16 protein-coding genes and 1 pseudogene are annotated in these 17543 nt (G+C 70.2%); 15 read left to right on the top strand and 2 right to left on the bottom strand.

Annotated features, from left to right (window positions below):
• From VGZ32_RS22880 to VGZ32_RS22870, 3 genes are all read left to right on the top strand, one after another.
• A partial coding sequence (locus VGZ32_RS22880) for a helix-turn-helix transcriptional regulator (protein WP_326888213.1) occupies positions 1-725 on the top strand: 725 nt, incomplete at its 5' end.
• 220 nt (positions 726-945) lie between these two features.
• Positions 946-1800 (top strand): ABC transporter ATP-binding protein, encoded by an 855-nt coding sequence (locus tag VGZ32_RS22875; protein ID WP_349263719.1) that lies wholly within the window; start codon positions 946-948, stop codon positions 1798-1800.
• Positions 1797-2663: an ABC transporter permease gene (locus tag VGZ32_RS22870; protein ID WP_326888211.1), complete on the top strand. Its 867-nt coding sequence runs from the start codon at positions 1797-1799 to the stop codon at positions 2661-2663. Before VGZ32_RS22875 ends, VGZ32_RS22870 begins: the two co-directional genes overlap by 4 nt.
• A gap of 115 nt (positions 2664-2778) precedes the next feature.
• Here VGZ32_RS22870 and VGZ32_RS22865 read toward each other — a convergent pair whose 3' ends face one another.
• Entirely contained in the window at positions 2779-3669 is an 891-nt protein-coding gene (locus VGZ32_RS22865) for a helix-turn-helix transcriptional regulator (protein ID WP_326888210.1), read from the bottom strand.
• A 726-nt stretch (positions 3670-4395) separates the two neighbouring features.
• On the opposite strand from VGZ32_RS22865, the gene VGZ32_RS22860 reads away from it, so the two are divergent.
• Positions 4396-5622, top strand: a complete 1227-nt coding sequence (locus VGZ32_RS22860) for a geranylgeranyl reductase family protein (RefSeq protein ID WP_326888209.1) — start codon at positions 4396-4398, stop codon at positions 5620-5622.
• A gap of 179 nt (positions 5623-5801) precedes the next feature.
• A complete protein-coding gene (locus tag VGZ32_RS22855; RefSeq protein ID WP_326888208.1) occupies positions 5802-6257 on the top strand; it encodes a hypothetical protein in 456 nt (151 codons plus the stop codon).
• A gap of 50 nt (positions 6258-6307) precedes the next feature.
• Here the strand turns inward: VGZ32_RS22855 and VGZ32_RS22850 are convergent, their stop codons facing one another.
• Complete coding sequence (locus VGZ32_RS22850) at positions 6308-9088, bottom strand: DEAD/DEAH box helicase family protein (RefSeq protein WP_326888207.1); 2781 nt, start codon at positions 9086-9088, stop codon at positions 6308-6310.
• Between the two features lie 314 nt (positions 9089-9402).
• On the opposite strand from VGZ32_RS22850, the gene VGZ32_RS22845 reads away from it, so the two are divergent.
• From VGZ32_RS22845 to VGZ32_RS22805, 10 genes and pseudogenes are all read left to right on the top strand, one after another.
• On the top strand, positions 9403-9891 hold the full coding sequence (locus VGZ32_RS22845; protein ID WP_326888206.1) for a PhzA/PhzB family protein: 489 nt from the start codon (positions 9403-9405) through the stop codon (positions 9889-9891).
• Between the two features lie 27 nt (positions 9892-9918).
• Positions 9919-11082: pseudogene (locus tag VGZ32_RS28900) on the top strand (3-deoxy-7-phosphoheptulonate synthase); the annotation flags it as partial.
• Between the two features lie 66 nt (positions 11083-11148).
• Positions 11149-11781 carry an isochorismatase family protein gene (locus VGZ32_RS28895; RefSeq protein ID WP_349263718.1) on the top strand — a complete coding sequence of 211 codons (633 nt, stop codon included), beginning with the start codon at positions 11149-11151 and terminating at the stop codon, positions 11779-11781.
• Complete coding sequence (locus VGZ32_RS22835) at positions 11778-13733, top strand: anthranilate synthase family protein (RefSeq protein ID WP_326888204.1); 1956 nt, start codon at positions 11778-11780, stop codon at positions 13731-13733. The genes VGZ32_RS28895 and VGZ32_RS22835 overlap by 4 nt, the downstream gene beginning before the upstream one ends.
• Before the next feature lie 28 nt (positions 13734-13761).
• On the top strand, positions 13762-14598 hold the full coding sequence (locus VGZ32_RS22830; RefSeq protein WP_326888203.1) for a PhzF family phenazine biosynthesis protein: 837 nt from the start codon (positions 13762-13764) through the stop codon (positions 14596-14598).
• 79 nt (positions 14599-14677) lie between these two features.
• Positions 14678-15319: a phenazine biosynthesis FMN-dependent oxidase PhzG gene (gene phzG / locus VGZ32_RS22825; RefSeq protein ID WP_326888202.1), complete on the top strand. Its 642-nt coding sequence runs from the start codon at positions 14678-14680 to the stop codon at positions 15317-15319.
• 47 nt (positions 15320-15366) lie between these two features.
• Positions 15367-15741 carry a YybH family protein gene (locus tag VGZ32_RS22820; RefSeq protein WP_326888201.1) on the top strand — a complete coding sequence of 125 codons (375 nt, stop codon included), beginning with the start codon at positions 15367-15369 and terminating at the stop codon, positions 15739-15741.
• 147 nt (positions 15742-15888) lie between these two features.
• Entirely contained in the window at positions 15889-16254 is a 366-nt protein-coding gene (locus tag VGZ32_RS22815) for a nuclear transport factor 2 family protein (RefSeq protein ID WP_326888200.1), read from the top strand.
• 18 nt (positions 16255-16272) lie between these two features.
• On the top strand, positions 16273-16635 hold the full coding sequence (locus tag VGZ32_RS22810) for a YybH family protein (RefSeq protein WP_326888199.1): 363 nt from the start codon (positions 16273-16275) through the stop codon (positions 16633-16635).
• Between the two features lie 62 nt (positions 16636-16697).
• Positions 16698-17507 carry a class I SAM-dependent methyltransferase gene (locus VGZ32_RS22805; protein WP_326888198.1) on the top strand — a complete coding sequence of 270 codons (810 nt, stop codon included), beginning with the start codon at positions 16698-16700 and terminating at the stop codon, positions 17505-17507.
• Positions 17508-17543: the final 36 nt, after the last annotated feature.

The raw sequence follows: 17543 nt of genomic DNA, 5'->3' as shown, positions 1-17543 counted from the left end.
CCGCCGAGGCCGACGGTGACGCCGCCCGCGCGCTGGAGCTGCTGGCCAGCTGGCTGGGCATGCCGCCCGGGCTGCGCCGGGACGAGCGCAACGAGGAGACGCCGTACCTGGTGCGCATGGCCCTGGCCGCCGGGGACCGGGGCCTCGCGCGGGCCGCGACGGAAGGTATGGAGGCGGACGCGGGGGTCGAACCGCTGCCGCGCCGGCTGCTGAGCGCGCAATGCTGCCGCGGCCAGCTGGACGACGACGTGCCGCTGCTACTGGCGGTGGCCGAGGACGCCCGCGCCCAGGGCATTCCGTTCGCGCGCGCCTTCGCGTTGGAGGAAGCCGCGGCGCGATTGGCAGCCAACGGCGAGGTCGCCCCGGCGCGCGCCGCCCTGACCGAGGCGGCGCAGGTGTACGGGCTGCTGGGCGCGGCCTGGGACGTGCGCCGCGCCGACGCACGCCTGCGGGCGCACGGGGTGCGCCGCGGCCCGCGCAGCGCACACCGGCGCGAGACCTCCGGCTGGGGCGCGCTGACGGCCAGCGAGTCGCGCATCGCCCAACTGGTCGGCGAGGGATGGTCCAACCCCGATATCGCGGCCGAGCTGTACCTGTCCCGGCGCACCGTACAAACCCACGTCTCGAGCATCCTGAACAAACTGCACCTACACTCACGCGTCGAGGTCGTGCGGGCCCTCGCCCAACACGGCGGCACAATACCCGCGACCGCCTCGACCACGTGAGGCGGTCACGGCGAAGCCCGTGCTGCTGCGCCTGGACGCGCACGCCGGCCACGGCTTCGGCCCGACCCGGGACCAGCTCAACACCCTGACCGCGGACCTGTTCGCCTTCCTGCCGACGCGGCTGACCAACTCGACCCGATGTGCAGCCGCAGCTCGATTGTTCCTGCGAAAGGCGCGGTCCGTGTGGCGCTGGCAGGCGGGATGCGGCAGGCTACTGGGCATGACGGCGGGGGACTCGGTCATTCGTGTGCGCGGGTTGACCAAACGGTACGGGGACGCGGTCGCGGTGGACGGCCTCGACCTCACGGTGCATCGCGGGGAGACATTCGCGCTGCTCGGCCCGAACGGCGCGGGCAAGACCACCACGACGGAGATCCTCGAGGGCTACCGGAAGCGCGACGGCGGGGACGTGAGCGTCCTGGGCGAGGACCCGCAGACCGCCGGGCGGCGGTGGCGCGCCCGAATCGGGATCGTGATGCAGGAGTCGTCGGACATCTACGAGCTGACCGTCGGCGAGATCGTCCGGCACTTCGCCGGGTACTTCCCGCGGCCGAGGGCGGTCGGCGAGGTGATCGCGCTGGTCGGCCTCGACGGCAAGGAGCGCGCGCGCACCTCGACGCTCTCCGGCGGGCAGCGGCGCCGCCTCGACGTGGCGCTCGGCATCGTCGGGAACCCTGAAGTGCTCTTCCTCGACGAGCCGACCACCGGCTTCGACCCCGAGGCGCGGCGGCAGTTCTGGGAGCTGCTGCGCTCGCTGCGCACCGCGGGCACCACGATCCTGCTGACTACGCACTACCTGGAGGAGGCCGAGCAGCTCTCCGACCGGGCCGCGGTGATCAGGGGCGGGCGGATCGTCGCCGTCGACGAGCCCAGCAGGCTCGGCGGACGCAATCTCGCCGCGGTCCGGGTCGGCTGGACAGACCCGCAGGACGGACCGCGGACCGTCGAGACGGACGCCCCGACGAAGTTCGTCACCGAACTCGCCGCGCGCTACGACGGCGAGGTCCCGGGCCTGACGGTGACCCGCCCGACCCTCGAAGACGTCTACCTCCAACTGATCGAGGAGGACGCGTGAGCGAGCCGCAGGCCACCACCGCTACCGTCACCGCGCCGACCGTCGCCCCCGCCGACGCCGGCCGGCTGCCCTCCGCCGTGGCGCTCGGGATGAGCCGGGCCGGGATCGAGCTGCGCCAGTATTTCCGGCAGCGCGACGCGGTCGTCTTCACCTTCGCCTACCCGGTGATCATGATGCTGATCTTCGGGTCCATCTTCAAGGGGGACGTACAGAACACGGACGTGCCCTACTCGCAGTACTTCACCGCCGGGATCGCGGCGACCGGGACCATGGCCGTGGGCTTCCAGGGCGTCGCGATCGGCATCGCGACCGACCGCACCGACAAAACGATCAAGCGGCTGCGCGGGCTGCCGATGCCGCGCGTCTCGTACTTCCTCGGCAAACTGCTGTCCGCGCTCGTCTCCGGGCTCATCCAGCTCGCGATCCTGCTGGGGGTCAGCGCCGTCTTCTTCAGCCTGCACCTGCCGACGACGCCGGGCCGCTGGATCACCCTGGCGTGGGTGTTCGTGCTCGGACTCGGCACGTGCGCGACGCTCGGCATCATGCTCGGCGGGCTGGCCAAGGACGGGCGCTCGGCCTCCGCGGTGGTCCTGCCGCCGTTCCTGATCCTCCAGTTCATCTCCGGGGTCTTCTTCACCTTCGGCCAGCTCGGTCCGGTGCTGCGCGGGATCGGCGCGATCTTCCCGCTCAAGTGGATGTGCCAGGGCATCCGCTCGGTGTTCCTGCCGGATTCGTTCCAAACCCAGGAAGCCGCCGGTTCCTGGGAGCACGGCAAGGTCGCGCTGGTCCTGCTCGCCTGGATCATCGGCGGCTTGCTCGTCTCGCTGCGCACGTTCCGCTGGCGGGGCAAGCGCGACGGCTGACGGCTGCGGCGGTGTCGATGCAGCGTTGTCGATACGGCGTTGTCAATACAGCGGTATCGATACGCCGGCGTGTGCGCGACCCGGGAACTGTCGGCATGTCGTCAGGTGCAGTGCGTTAGAGCAGATGCTCGGAGATCCGTGGCACGCCCAGCGCCCTAGCATGGCTGTTCCATAGGCTGACCGCTTCGCTCGCGGACACCTGTGCGGCGTTGTCAAAGGCTTGGGCCTCATCGAGAACGCTGACCGTGTCCGATTCGGAGGCGGATCCCCCCGGGCTGCCCACATATTCGGCGTAGAACATGTCCGCCATGGTGCGGTTGGCCCAGGATTCGCGCAGTTTCCTGGCCATCAGCGTCCCGTCGGGGATTTGCGAGACGTCCAGCCCGGAGACGCGCTCGGCCTGCTGCCACCGCACGGTCGCGGCCGACATCAGGAAGTCCCGCTCACGGGGCCAGTCGGCTTGAGTCCGCAGGTCCGCCGAGGCGCTGGCATCGGCGTGAAGCCCGGCGCCTTGCACGATGACCCCGTAAAGATCGCCGAGTTGGCTGATGGTGGCGTTCGCGAGCGCCGGCGCCGACGGCACGGCTTGAGCTCCCATCGCGCCCGTCGCCAGGACGAATCCGACGAACGTGACCGCCGCAGCGGCCAGCGTCGCGCATAGGCGCCGCACGCCACGCCTGGCATTCTTGGCCGCGCCGCCGGCCGGCACCGTGGCAGTGACGTCAGGCAGTTGCCAAGCGACGCGTTCAAGCACCAAGGGCGGCGCGCCCTCGCTTTCTTCGTGAACGGGCGCGACTGCGGTGTCACCGTGCGTCGGCTGCACGACCAGCGTCTGCCAGCGCTCCCGCCATGGCTCCGGATCGCCGCCGCAAGCCTGCACGTATGCCAGAGTGACGTCGAGCGACGGCAGTACCTTCCCGGAGGCGGCCACCGACAGCGTGCTCGCGGAGAATCCCGCGCGCCTGGCCAGCGCCCGGTAGGGCAGGTGACCCGCCTTTTCCCGCAAAGCCCGCAAATCGTATGCGAACGCTGCGAGAGGTCCGTCCAGCGGGTCTAGGGATTGTTCAGTGCGTGGCATGTATCCCCCATTTGAATACACGAACCAGGCCCGGCCGACGACGAAAAAGGTGTTCTGCCCGAAGATTCCAGCACTCCGTTGTCAGAAACGATACCCACATCGGAGATCAATTGGCAGACCGCTGCGATGCGCCCAGGCGGCTTGTTCAGCGTTGTTCGCCGAACATCCCCACCTGCTGTCAAACAACAGCCTGTGCCTTATCACTGATGGTGGGGCCGCGACGGTTCTGAGTCGGCACCCCGCCGGGCAGGTCCACTTGGCGCCGGACCTGCGTCCATCCTCCCGGACGATCCCGAGGAGCCGACTCAGACCGTCGTGGCCAAGCGGGGCTCCGCCCGAGGCATCACAGATCCGCGGTGGGGATCGGGCGGGGCTAGCCCTAGGGCGCCGCCGGCTGCAATCCGGCCCGCAGAGCGACGACCGGATCACGCGTGCCCGTCCGCTGACCGCGCGGGACGCAGCGCAGCCGCCCAAGAGGACCCCGATCTTCGTCGCCAGCCTGTCCTGCGACCTCGACCTGAGCGCGCCGCTCGGCATGTCCGCGCTCACGCGCCCGGGTGAGGTAGTTTCGGATCACGGCGAAGCCGGCGCCGAGTCGCACCGCGATCCCGGCGCGGCCGCTGAATCGCGAGCTATCGGAGCACAAGACCTGGCATGGCGCGAGACTCGTTCGACATCGTCGTGGTGGGCGCGGGTCCGGCCGGCGCCGTCGCCGCGTACGCGGCCACCCGGCGCGGGCTGAGCGTGGCGCTCGTGGACCGGCGCACGTTCCCGCGCGACAAGGCATGCGGCGACGGTATCGGCCCCGGCGCGGTGCAGGTATTGCGGCGGCTCGGCCTCGGCTCGGTCTTCGAGCGCCACCCCGCGGTGACCGAGCTGACCGTCTTCGCCCCGGACGGCGGCCGGCTCGACAGCGTGATCCCGCCCATCGACGGCCGTCCGATGTGCGGCCACATCATCACCAGATACGACTTCGACAACTACCTCGTCCGCGCCGCCGTCTCCGCCGGAGCCGCGGACCTCACCGGCGTACGGTATCTCGGCATGACGCGCGAGCCGGAACTAAGGCGCGTCGAGCTACGCGGCTCCGACGGCACCACGTTCGACGTCGACGCGCGCCTCGTCATCGGTGCCGACGGCGCCTACTCGGCCGTGCGCAGGACGCTGACCGGCGACAAGGCCCGCCGGTCGCGCCACCAGAGCATCGCCTTGCGCGCGTACGCGTCGAGCGACAACTTCCTGCCCGGCGGGCGGATCGGACAGCGCTTGGTCCTCGACTACAGCAGCGACCTTCTGCCGGGCTACGGCTGGCTCTTCCCGCTGGACGACGGGCGGGTCAACGTCGGCGTCGGCATGCTGGTGGACGAGCTCAAACGCCGGGACGACGATCTGAAGAGCGTTCTGGCGGCCTTCGTCGAGCGGGCCCGGGCCCGCGGGATCGACCTCGGCGAGCTCCACGACCAGCGCGCGCACCACCTTCCGCACGTCGGAGGAATGCCGCGGCTGACCTACCCGCGCGCCGCGCTGCTCGGAGACGCCGCCTCGATGATCAATCCGGTGAGCGGCGAGGGCATCGCGTACGCGGTCACGGCGGCGGCCGACTTCATCGACGCACTGCCCGGCGACGTCGGCGACAGCGGACGCCTGAACGCCGCGCTCACCCGATTTGAGCGCGATTTCCGCCGCCGCTACCGCGCGCACTTCCTCTCCTGCCGGCTGTACCTCGAGATGATGCGTCACCAGAGGCCGGCCACCTCGATCCTGCGGGCCCTGCAACATGACCCGCGGGTGCTGCACGCCGGGGTCAACCTGCTCTTCGGCTTCGGCAGCATCCATCCGCGGACCGTGCTGCGGATCCTCACGTCCTCGCGGCGCGGCTAACCGAACGTCCGGCGGTAGGTCACAGCATCGCCGCGTGCGCACCACTCGAAAGAGTGAGGAACGGGAGCGCCGTGCGGAGCGTCCAAGCAGTGATCCGGCCTCTTTCGGATAAGGAAGATCGAGTGATGCCTCATATGTCTGCGCAGCCAAGGGCCCGCGCCTCGCGCCTCGGAGTCCTCATGACGTCATGCGTGCTCGCGGCGGCAGCGGGTTGCGCGTCAGCGACCCCGTCGCCGGCGACGAGCGCCGCGGCCGGCAACTCGCCGTCGGCGACAACCAGCTCCAGCGCAGCCCCGTACGCGGCGCAGCTCGCCTTCGCCGACAGCGGTAAGACCATCACGCTGCACGTCGGCGGCACGGTTCACGTCGCGCTTAACAGTGCGTACTGGACGTTCCAGCCGGTGGCCGCGCCGCAGTTGCTGAAGCTGGACACCACCGCCTTCGTGCCGCCCTCCCCCGGAACCTGCGCGGGTCACCAGGTGCTGGGTTCGGGCTGCGGCACCCAGACCGCTGACTTCACGGCGCTCGCGACCGGCCAGACCTCAGTCGAGGCGACGCGGGTCAACTGCGGCGAGGCGATGCGCTGCACCGGCGCGAACGGTCATTTCGAGGTGCAGGTCGTCATCGTGAACTGACGCGGTGCCCGGCGGCGTCGCGGTCGGCAGCCTCCATGGTCGTGCCGATATCAGTGCCAGGCGACGCGCAGGGCCGTCGTCGCATCGAGAGGGCTGCGGCCTCGGTGGGTGACCAGGACGCCCTCACCCTCCGGTGTGCTGGTCGCGATCGGCGTGCCCGGGGAGATCCAGCGGCGCCAGTGGCCGGCGAAGATGTCGAGGCGGCGGGCCGGGCGGGCGAACACGGCGGGAACCGGGTGGTACACGACCACGTTCGCCGGGGCTCGGCCACGCAGCCAGGCGCGGGCGGCGGCGCGGCGGGCGCGCGGCGCCTCCGGCAGCGGGGGCAGTTCGTAGCGGGGGATGAACCAGCGCGGTTCGTCGACGGGCGAGACGAGTTCGTCGAGGGCGCGGGTGAACTTGAGCGAGACGGCGGTCGAGACCCCGGCCAGTTCGATGCGGTACGTGCCGTCCGGCTCGGTGGCCGAGCGCACGGCGTCCGCGCCGACCTCGGACAGGCCGCAGTCGCGCATCGCTTCGGCGACCGTGTAAGCGAACGTACTCACCGGCGGCGGTCCGGCGGCGTCGGCGAGCAGGCGCACCGCCCGATTGATCGCGAACCAGAGGGTCAGCCTGTGCAGATTCGTCGCCTCCAGCCCGGCGGGGGCGGGCAACGGGAGCGGTCGGCCTGGCGGCCGGTCCGAGACCAGGGTCTGGGTGCGGCGCGGGGTGCGGACTCGGATGGTGTGGACGAGCTCGTCAGTGTAGGGGCGGCCGACCGACCAGCGTTCCGGGGTGCGGTCCCGCTCCCCCGCGCGTATCAGCATCGCCGCGTTGACGGCGATGAAGGTGTCCGCGGCGGGCGGCGCATACGGGGAGAACGCCGGGTCGACGTGGCCGACCCCTGAGACGATGTCGCCCGTGTCGGCCGCGGCGAGGTAGCCCTCGTGCTTGCGGACGAACCGGTTCCAGTCCGCCGTGCCCTTCGGATGCGCGCCGGTCGCACAGACTACGGTCCAGTTGTTCGAGGTCTTGTCCGACCAGGACGGATCGAGCCGCAGCCCGCGTCCGCGCAGCTGGACGACCGCGCCCACGGTGGTGGCGCTGGTGAGGTCGACGACCGCGTTGACCGTGTGGGCGTCCCAGCCCTCGCCGAGCAGCGCGCGGGTGCCGACCAGGACGCGGCAGAGCCCTGACTGGAAGTACTCGGTGACCAGCGGCACCCAGTCGCGCGGGCTCCACGCTCCGGTGATCCGGGCCACCACGCCCTCGGGGTCGGGTTCCACCGCGAGTTCGAGGCCTGGCATGCGAGCCGCGGCCCAGGCGACGAAAGCCGCCGCGGTCCCGACCCCGGCGGTGACCGTGCGCCCGGTCACCATCAGCGGATCCAGGGCCGCGGTGCGCGGGTCCGCGGCGAGCTTTCCGAGGGTGAGCCACGCGCCGCCGGCCTGTGCGTCGAGCACGTCGACCAGGCGGGCCGGAAGGGTGGCGGATGCGGATTCGAAGTCGCAGAGGATCAGCGCGCGCAGACGCTCCCCTAGCTCGGCGGCTTCGGCGGCGGCGATCTCGACGGCGGCGTCGGTCTTGGCGTCGCTGCGGGCCAGCACCCGGTCGACCGGGGATTGGGCGGCGCGTATGCCGCGGCGGGTGAGCCGGTAGCCGATCGACGGGAGCGCGGCGCGGATCGCGTCGACGGCCTCTTGGTCCCGCGGGTCCGCCGACCGGCCGAGGCAACCGGTCACGTAGTCGTCGAGCAGGGCGACCCAGTCCTCTGCGGTCGGGGAGGTGCGGTGCTCCTCGCGAAGGCGCGCGCCGGGCGGCAGGTCGAGCAGCCCGTCATGGTGCAGGCGCAGTGCGGCGCGGGCGAGCGGCTGAGCCTCGTGTTCGAGCTGGCTCCAGGAGACGGCGACGGTGCCGGTGCCGGTGCCATTACCGGTCGCGCTTTCCACCGCTGCCGCGTCCGTGCGGGTCACGAAGCGCGCGTCGCACCAGTTCAGGAAGCCGGACGCGGCGAATCCGGGGTCGAGCAGGTCGCCGCGGAACTCGCCGAAGCGTTCCGCTTCGGCGCGGATGTACTCGGCCTCGACCGGCGTGGGCGCGGTGAGGAACGCGAGCTCGGCGAACGGGGCCAGGTATCCGGCACGGACGACGGCGGGCAGGCCGGCGCCGCGCACCGGCGTGCCGAACAACCGCTCGACGAGTGCGGCCTGCGCGGACGTCAGCGAGTCCGGCGGGGTCGCCGTCAGCCCGATGACGTCGGCGCCGGACAGCTCGTCGAGCAGGTCCGCGACGACCCGGCCCCAGGTCTCCAGCAGGTGGTGGCATTCGTCGAGGATCACCGTGACCGGCCCGGCGGACCGCAGCGCCTGGATCAGGGCCCTGCCGTTGGCGTGCAGGAAGCTGAGCAGCGGGCGGTCGCGGTCGCGCGGAGTGTCCCCGGGCGGCTCGCGGTCGTCGTGCGGCTCGACGTCATTGCCGGACGCGTCGCTGTCGCTGTCGCTGTCGAATACGGCGAGAGACTGGTAGGTCAGCACGGTGATGCCGTGTCGGAGGTCGCGGTCGGTCCCCGCGGTGACCTCCTGCGGCATGAACTGCTGCCAGGTGCGCACCCACTGCCCCTGGATCGCGGTCGTGGGCACGAACACCACGACCCGTCCCCCGCGCCGCCGCGCCGCTTCCAGCCCGACCAGTGTCTTGCCCGCGCCGGGCGGCAGGACGAGCCAGGCCCGCCGACGCCCGGCCCGGCGACATTCGTCGAGCCGGTTCAGCGCGTCGACCTGGTACTCGCGGAACGCGCCGGGCCACGCCTCGGCCGCGAGCCGTTCCGCGATGCGGTCCGCCGTCGTCGTCACGGGCGCATCTTTCCAGAGCGAACCGACGGACGGATGGCTGGGTGTGCTCCTGCTGCCGGCCGCATGCCTTCCGCAAGGCCATAGCCGACCGCCGTACCGCGTAAAGCTGTATAGGTGATTCGCCGTATGCCTGGAGCAGCCGCTGCCGTATCCGCGCCGTATCGGCGACGTATCAAGTCGCGGTGGCCGCGACGGCTCCACCCGTGCCCCACATAATCGGCCACGGACGGAAACGTTCCGAGCGTGGCGATCCCGGCCGGATAAGGGGCCGCGTCTTTATCGGTACACCTTCCATTCACCTCGAAGGGACACCCATGTCTGAATCCACCCTTTCCCGCGGATTCGCCGATGCGGTCGAGCTGCGCCGCACGAACCGCGCCACGGTGGAGCGTTACATGAAAACCACGGGGCAGGACCGGCTCCGGCGGCACGAGCTCTTCACCGAGGACGGGGTCGGCGGGCTGTGGACCAACGACACCGGCGCGCCGATCGCCATCCACGGTCGCGACCGGCTGGCGGACCACGCGGTCTGGTCGCTCAAATGCTTTCCGGACTGGGAATGGTACAACGTCCAGATCTTCGAGACCGACGACCCGAATCATTTCTGGGTCGAATGCGACGGGCACGGCGCGATCCGTTTCCCCGGCTACCCGGACGGCTACTACGAGAACCACTTCCTGCACTCGTTCACCTTCGAGGACGAGAAGATCAAGCTGCAGCGCGAGTTCATGAACCCCTTCGAGCAGCTGCGCGCGCTCGGCATTCCGGTACCGGAGATCAAGCGCGAGGGAATTCCGACCTGAGCCGGGCCGCCGGAATTGGAGAGCAGGATGGAAGAACTTCTGTACGGAGTCCGGTTCCGCGAAGCTCTGCAACAGCCCGAATGGGGAGACGAATCGCAGGTTCGGCGCGTACGCGAAACGCTGGAAGCGAGCCCGCCGCTCGTGCGGGCGCAGGACGTGCGCACGCTGCGCGGCATCCTGGCCCGGGTCGCCGTGGGTGAGGCCAAGATCATCCAGGCCGGGGACTGCGCCGAGGACGTGAACGAGCGCACCCCCGGCCACGTCGCCCGCAAGATCGCGGTGCTGGACCAGCTGGCCGGCGCCCTGCGCCTGGTCGCCCAGCGGCCCGTGGTCCGCGTCGGCCGGATCGCCGGCCAGTTCGCCAAGCCGCGTTCCCAGGCTACGGAGCAGGTCGGCGGCATCGCACTGCCCTGCTACCGGGGCGACATGGTCAACGGGCTGGAGGCGACGCGGGAGAGCCGGCGGCCCGATCCGCTGCGGATCCTGGCCGGCTACATGGCCGCGAACGAGATCATGGAAAACCTCGGCTGGAAGGGCTCGAGCGCGGGTGCGGGCATCGAACTGCCGGTCTGGACCAGCCACGAGGCGCTGCTGCTCGACTATGAGCTGCCCCTGCTGCGCCGGGACGACTTGGGGCAGGCGTACCTCGGCTCCACGCACTGGCCGTGGGTCGGCGAGCGGACCCGCCAGGTGGACGGGGCGCACGTCTCGCTGCTCTCCGCCGTCGTCAATCCGGTGGCCTGCAAGGTCGGCCCCGGCATGACCCCCGCCGAAGTGCTGGCGCTGTGCGAGCGGCTGGATCCCGCGCGGGAGCCCGGCCGGCTCACCCTCATCGCCCGGATGGGCGCCGACATCGTCGCCGACCGGCTGCCGCCGCTGGTCAAAGCCGTCCGCGCGGCCGGTCACCCGGTCATCTGGCTGGCCGACCCGATGCACGCCAACACCATCACGGCGCCCGACGGCAACAAGACCCGAATGGTGGAGACGGTCGCACGCGAGGTGCGCAACTTCCATCGGGCCGTCGTCTCCGCGGACGGCGTACCCGGCGGTCTGCACCTGGAGACGACGCCGGACAACGCCACCGAGTGCGCTTCTGACGCCGCGGCTCTCGACCACGTCGGCGAACGCTACACCAGCCTGTGCGACCCGCGGCTCAACCCGTCTCAGGCCCTTGCCGTCGTCTCGGCCTGGGACTACTGGACCGAACGCCCCGGCCCCGCAAGCTCCGGGAACCGGAAATCAGGGTCCGCGGTCGGCCTGCCGCCCATCGCCTCCTACTCGTTTCCCACCAGCGGCGAGCTGCCTGTCAACACGGCGCCGTGGACCATCGATCCGCAGCGCGCGGTCCTGCTGGTCCACGACATGCAGCGCTACTTCCTCAAGCCGTTCCCGGACGGTGTTCGCGAGCAGCTCGTGCGCAACGCGTCGCTGGTCCGCGCGTGGTGCGCCCAGCACGGAGTCCCGGTCGCCTACACCGCCCAGCCGGGCGGCATGAGCTCCGAACAGCGCGGCCTGCTCAAGGACTTCTGGGGACCCGGGATGCGCACCGAACCGGCCGACCGCGAGGTCGTCGACGAGCTGGCGCCGGCGGCCGGCGACTGGGTGCTCACCAAATGGCGCTACAGCGCGTTCTTCCGCTCGGACCTGCTGGAGCGTATGCGGTCCCGCGGACGTGACCAGTTGATCGTGTGCGGCGTCTACGCCCACGTCGGGGTCCTGATGTCAGCGGTCGAAGCGTTCACCAACGACATCGAGACGTTCGTGATCGCCGACGCCGTCGCCGACTTCTCGGCCGAGTACCACCGCATGGCGATCCGTTACGCGGCCGAACGCTGCGCCGTGGTCGTCACGGCCGAGCAGGTCGCCAGCGCGAAGGAGGCAGTCGGATGACCGCGACCCGGATCACCGGCCCCAGCGGCCTGTTGCAGCGGATCCTCGGCCCCAAGCCGGGGCCGTTCGCCCTGCTCCACCGCCCCGAGACGACCGGACCCGGTCTGCTGGACATCCTCGTCGGCGAGGTGTCGCAGCCGGCGTCGCTGGCGGACATCCCGCTGAACGACGGGCCGATGGGGGCCGCTGGCCCCACGCACGAAGTGCTGGCCGTCATTCCGTACCGGCAGATCGCCGAACGGGGATTCGCAGCGCCCGACGACGGTGCGCCCTTGATCGCTCTGTCCGTCACCGGTCAGGAGACCGTCCCGGTCGCGGAAGCGCTGGCCGCGCTCCCGGACACCGCGACAGAGCTCACCGGCGAGCACTTCGACATCGACGACGAGGCGTACGCGGACACCGTGCGCCGGATCATCTCAGAGGTCATCGGCACCGGAGAGGGCGCGAACTTCGTCATCAAGCGCTCTTTCGTCGCCGACATCACCAACTACCAGATGCACAGCGCGCTGGCACTCTTCCGCCGCTTGCTGGTGCGCGAGACCGGCGCCTACTGGACGTTCATCATCCACACCGGCTCTCGGACCCTCGTCGGCGCCTCGCCCGAGCGGCACATCAGCCTCAGCGGCGGCGTCGCCGTGATGAACCCCATCAGCGGCACCTACCGCTATCCCCCGTCGGGCCCGACCCTGCCCGAGGTCATGGACTTCCTCGCCGACCGCAAGGAGGCCGACGAGCTGTACATGGTGGTGGACGAGGAACTGAAGATGATGGCCCGGATCTGCGAGGAGGGCGGCCGGATCGTCGGCCCGTATCTCAAGGAGATGGCCCGCCTCGCCCACACCGAGTACTTCATCGAGGGGCGCACCTCCCGCGACGTGCGAGAAGTGCTGCGCGAGACGCTGTTCGCGCCGACCGTCACCGGCAGTCCGCTCGAGAGCGCCTGCCGCGTCATCGATCAGTACGAGCCGCGGGGCCGCGGCTACTACAGCGGTGTCGCCGCGCTCGTCAGCCGCGGCGAGAACGGCGAGCGCGACCTGGATTCCGCGATTCTGATCCGCACCGCCGACATCGACCCCGGCGGGCGGGTGACGATCGGCGTCGGCGCCACACTCGTGCGCCACTCCGACCCGGCGGCCGAGGCCGCCGAGACCCGGGCCAAGGCCGCGGGGCTGATCTCGGCCCTGAAGGATCGCACCCTCACCCGCCTCGGCGCGCACCCGCGCGTTCGGGCCGCTCTGGAGGAACGCAACGAGTCCATCGCGGACTTCTGGCGGCACGGGACCGATGAGTGCGGCCTGCGCGCGCCCGGCCTGGCCGGACGCGAGGTCCTGGTCGTCGATGCCGAAGACACCTTCACCTTCATGATCGCGCACCAGCTGCGGTCCATCGGGCCGTCGGTGACTGTGCGCCGGTTCGACGAGGACTACTCCTTCGACGGGTACGACCTCGTGGTCATGGGGCCGGGGCCGGGTGATCCGGGCGAGGCCGGACACCCGAAGATGGACCACCTGCACACGGCGGTGAGCACCCTGCTGCGCGAGCGCAGGCCGTTCCTCGCCGTCTGCCTGAGCCACCAGGTGCTCAGTCTGCGGCTCGGCCTCGAAATACGCCGCAGGCCCGTGCCCAACCAGGGCGTGCAGAAGGAGATCGACCTGTTCGGCGCCCGTGAACGGGTCGGCTTCTACAACACGTTCGCGGCCCGGTGCGGCGGCGACGAGTTCGAGGTCGAAGGTGTCGGCGCAGTCAAGGTGAGCCGTGATGCGGAGACCGGTGAAGTGCACGCGCTGCGCGGCTCGCACTTCGCTTCGATGCAGTTCCACGCCGAGTCGGTGCTCACCCTCAACGGGCCGCGGATCCTCGCCGGCGCGGTGGAGGAGGTTCTGCGGGCGCCCGGTCGAGACCGCGGGCCGCGGCCATCCCGGTACTCCGTGAGCCTGAGACCCGCCGCGTGATCCGGCATCGACCAGTTGGGAGCAGCACATGCATCAGTACGTGGTCGTGGACGCTTTCGCCACGCTGCCGCTGGAAGGCAATCCCGTGGCAGTCTTCTTCGACTGCGACGACCTCTCCACCACGCGGATGCAGCGCATCGCCCGGGAGATGAACCTCTCCGAGACCACCTTCGTGCTCGCGCCGCGGAAGGGCGGCGACGCGCGGATCCGCATCTTCACCCCGGTCAACGAACTGCCGTTCGCCGGACACCCGTTGCTGGGCACCGCGATCGCCCTGGGCTCGCAGACGTACCAGGACCGGCTGCGCCTGGAGACCCACATGGGGATCATCCCCTTCGAACTGGACCGCCGGGACGGGAAGGTGGTCGCCACCCGGATGCGGCAACCGGTGCCGACCTGGGAACCGTTCGAGTACGCCGACGAACTGCTGGACGCCCTGGGCGTGAAGACCTCGACGCTTCCCGTGGAGATCTACCGCAACGGCCCGCGGCACGTCTTCGTCGGACTCGACAGCGTCGCGGAGCTGTCGGCCGTCAACCCCGACCACCGCGCGCTCGCTCAATTCCCCGACATGGCGGCCAACTGCTTCGCGAGGTCCACCGGTCACTGGCGCAGCCGCATGTTCTCTCCGGCCTACGGGGTGGTCGAGGACGCGGCGACCGGCTCGGCGGCGGGTCCGCTCGCCATCCATCTGACGCGGCACGGCCTGATCGAACGCGGCGATCAGATCAAGATCCTCCAGGGGGTGGAGATCAAGAGGCCGTCGCTGATGTTCGCACGGGCGGAGTGGGACGGGGACCTGGTCGCCTCCGTCGAGGTCGGCGGCAACGGCTTCCTGTTCTCGCACGGCATGGCACACATATAGGCGAGCCCGGCGACGCCATGTAAGAACACGAATTCCGCTCGCCGACACGCGCCGAATCCAAGGACTGACGGAGGCCTCGATGACCACAACCAGGTCGGAAACCATGACCGGGACGGTCCATATCGCGTTTCCCGAGTACGACACACCACCGGCCGACCCGATCAAGCTGATGCGCGCGTGGTTCGACGACGCCCAGCGCCACGGCGTGCGGGAGCCCAGGGCGCTGGCCCTGGCCACGGCCGACGCCCGCGGCCGCGCATCGACCCGGACGGTCGCGGTGAACGAGATCGCGGACGCCGGCTTGATCTTCGCCACCCATCTGTGCAGCCAGAAGGGGCGCGAGATGACGGAGAACCCCTGGGCGTCAGGGGTGTTCTACTGGCGCGAGACCAGCCAGCAGATCATCGTCAGCGGCCCGGTGGAGCGGGTCTGCGACGACCGCGCCGAGCAGCTGTGGGCGTCGCGCCCGGTCTTCACCCACGCGATGAGTGTGGCGTCCCGGCAGAGTGAAGAGATCGACGACGCCGCGCGGCGGCGGCTGGCGGACGCTCAGCGGATCGCCGCCACCGCGGAACCCCAGCAGCGCCCGGCCAGGTACGTCGGCTTCACGCTGCGACCCGAGATCGTGGAGTTCTGGGCCGACGGAGACGACCGGCTGCACAAACGGCTGCGCTACGAGTACCAGGACGGCGTCTGGGCCACACGCCAGTTGCAGCCCTGATTCGCGGAAGACAGATCCCGCAGATACGCCCGAAGAAGAGGTCGAACATGACGACGACGCGTACACGCGCCGCGCAGCCCGAGGACCTGGCCCGACTCTGGGTCGAGCGGGCGAACGCCGGAGACGCCGAAGGCCTCGCCGAACTGTACGAGGAGGACGCCGTCATGACCCTCCCGACCAGCGGTACACATGTCGGCCGGCCCGCCATCCATCGGGCATTCGAAGAGGTTCTCAAGCACGTGTCCCGCTTCGAGCCGGAGGAAGTGCTGCCCACGCTGTATCACGGCGACTTCGCCCTCACCTCGACCGTCCCCGCGGACAGGAACCGTGGGCGGTACCAGGTGGCGCGGCGGCAACCGGACGGCACCTGGCTTCGCATCCTCCACCACGACGCCCTCGTGGGACTGCAGAAGTGCCCGTGAGCAGCGATCTTCACGCTAAAGGACCGCGCAAGCGCCAACCGTACGATTGCGAGCGCGGGTTCTGACTCGCGGTCAGCCGCCGTGCAGCTCGCGCGAACTCTCTCGCCGGCAGGGGTTCGCGCACCGCGCAAGAAGCCAGGAGACGCCATGGCCGAGGACGCCGCGAAGGTGGCTGCCGATTATTTCGACGCGTGGAAGGCGAAAGACTTCGGGACCCTGCGGACGCTCCTGGCCGAGGACGTCGAGTATCAGGGCCCGCTTGCGCGGACCGACAGCGCCGACGCGTGCCTGCGGGCGCTCGAGGGAGCATCGGCCATCACGACTGATCTCGTCGTCCAGAAGACCTTCGTCGCGGGCGCCGATGTGCTGACCTGGTTCGCGCTGCACACCGAGATCGCGCCCGAGACTCCCGTCGCCAACTGGATGTCCGTCCGGAACGGGAAAATCGCCCGAATCCGTGCCGTCTACGATCCTCGCGAGCTGATCAAGGAACCGTCAGCGGCCGGGGAGTGACCGAAGGAGGACTCGAACATGACGACGACGACGCGTGCACGGGCCACCGAGCCCGAGGATCTGGCCCGGCTGTGGGTCGAGCTGGCGAACGCCGGAGACGCGGAAGGCCTGGCCGAGCTGTACGAGGAGGACGCCGTACTCGCCTTTCCGATCGGGCAGACGCACGTCGGCCGCGAAGCCATCCGCCGGGCGTTCGAAGGGCTGCTCAAGCACGTCACCTACTTCGAGATGGAGGAGCCGCTGCCCACGCTGCGCCACGGCGACATCGCCCTCACCTCGACCGTCCCCGCGGACAACAGCCGCGGACGGTACCAGGTGGCACGGCTTCAAGCAGACGGCACCTGGCTGCGGATCCTGCACTCGTCCGGTTACGCCGACTAGCGCCGGGGACTCGAAGGGCCGTTTCAGCCCTCTTACGAGAGCGTCAGGAAGGCACTGCCACGATGAGCGAACAGCCGCGGTCCGGATCCACCGACGTGTACGCACACGGCTTGCTGAGCAAGGATCAGCCGACCGAGCTGACCCGGCTCCAGCTACTGGAGAAGTCCTACGACACGGGCACCGTGAAGATCCTGGAACAGCTGGGCATCGCGCCGACCTGGCGGTGCCTGGAACTGGGCGCGGGAGCGGGGTCCATCGCGTACTGGCTCGCCGACCGGGTACCGTCCGGCAGCGTCGTCGCCGCCGACATCGACCCGCGCTTCATCGACCCGGACTACGCGGACAACCTCGAGGTGCAGCGCGCTGACATCCTCATCGAGGACTATCCGGAGGGTTCGTTCGACCTCGTTCACGCGCGAGCGGTGTTCATGCACCTGCCGCAGCGCGAGGAGATCCTCAAGCGTGCGGTGCGGTGGCTCAGGCCGGGTGGCTGGCTGGTGCTCGAAGACGTCTACTTCCTGCCCGCGGCGGACTCGCCCTACCAGGAGTGGCGGCACGCTCACGGGGCGTGGATGACCGCCCTCGCGCAGCAGGGTATTGATCTGGCCTGGGCGCGCCGGACTCCGGCCCTGATGGCGGCGGCCGGTTGTACCTCGGTCGGCATCTCGGTGACTCCGGGAGGGCTCGGGGTGGACCCGATCCAGGACGAGTTGCTGCGCATCCGGCTGGTCCAGAGCGGCCAGAAGCTGGTCAGCGCCGGTTTCACCACGACCGAGCAGCTCGAGAGGGCGAAGGCGCTGGTCGACAGCAACCCGGCGCCTGACGTCTCAACGTTCGTCTACTCCAGTTGGGGCCGACGGCCAACCCAGTAGGGCAGCGATTCCGCACGGGCGACGCCACTCAATGGC

Origin of the sequence: Actinocrinis sp. (assembly GCF_035938995.1) — a bacterium.
Lineage (GTDB): Bacteria > Actinomycetota > Actinomycetes > Streptomycetales > Catenulisporaceae > DASZGI01.
Note: the sequence above shows the minus strand (reverse complement) of the source record. Positions and strands in the feature narration are given on the sequence as shown.

Bases quoted from the DNA above. Each gene is read 5' to 3' on its own strand.
- VGZ32_RS22875 (WP_349263719.1), top strand. From the start codon at position 946: ATGACGGCGGGGGACTCGGTCATTCGTGTGCGCGGGTTGACCAAACGG.
- VGZ32_RS22860 (WP_326888209.1), top strand. From the start codon at position 4,396: ATGGCGCGAGACTCGTTCGACATCGTCGTGGTGGGCGCGGGTCCGGCC.
- VGZ32_RS22855 (WP_326888208.1), top strand. From the start codon at position 5,802: ATGACGTCATGCGTGCTCGCGGCGGCAGCGGGTTGCGCGTCAGCGACC.
- VGZ32_RS22845 (WP_326888206.1), top strand. From the start codon at position 9,403: ATGTCTGAATCCACCCTTTCCCGCGGATTCGCCGATGCGGTCGAGCTG.
- VGZ32_RS22835 (WP_326888204.1), top strand. From the start codon at position 11,778: ATGACCGCGACCCGGATCACCGGCCCCAGCGGCCTGTTGCAGCGGATC.
- VGZ32_RS22830 (WP_326888203.1), top strand. From the start codon at position 13,762: ATGCATCAGTACGTGGTCGTGGACGCTTTCGCCACGCTGCCGCTGGAA.
- phzG (WP_326888202.1), top strand. From the start codon at position 14,678: ATGACCACAACCAGGTCGGAAACCATGACCGGGACGGTCCATATCGCG.
- VGZ32_RS22820 (WP_326888201.1), top strand. From the start codon at position 15,367: ATGACGACGACGCGTACACGCGCCGCGCAGCCCGAGGACCTGGCCCGA.
- VGZ32_RS22815 (WP_326888200.1), top strand. From the start codon at position 15,889: ATGGCCGAGGACGCCGCGAAGGTGGCTGCCGATTATTTCGACGCGTGG.
- VGZ32_RS22810 (WP_326888199.1), top strand. From the start codon at position 16,273: ATGACGACGACGACGCGTGCACGGGCCACCGAGCCCGAGGATCTGGCC.
- VGZ32_RS22805 (WP_326888198.1), top strand. From the start codon at position 16,698: ATGAGCGAACAGCCGCGGTCCGGATCCACCGACGTGTACGCACACGGC.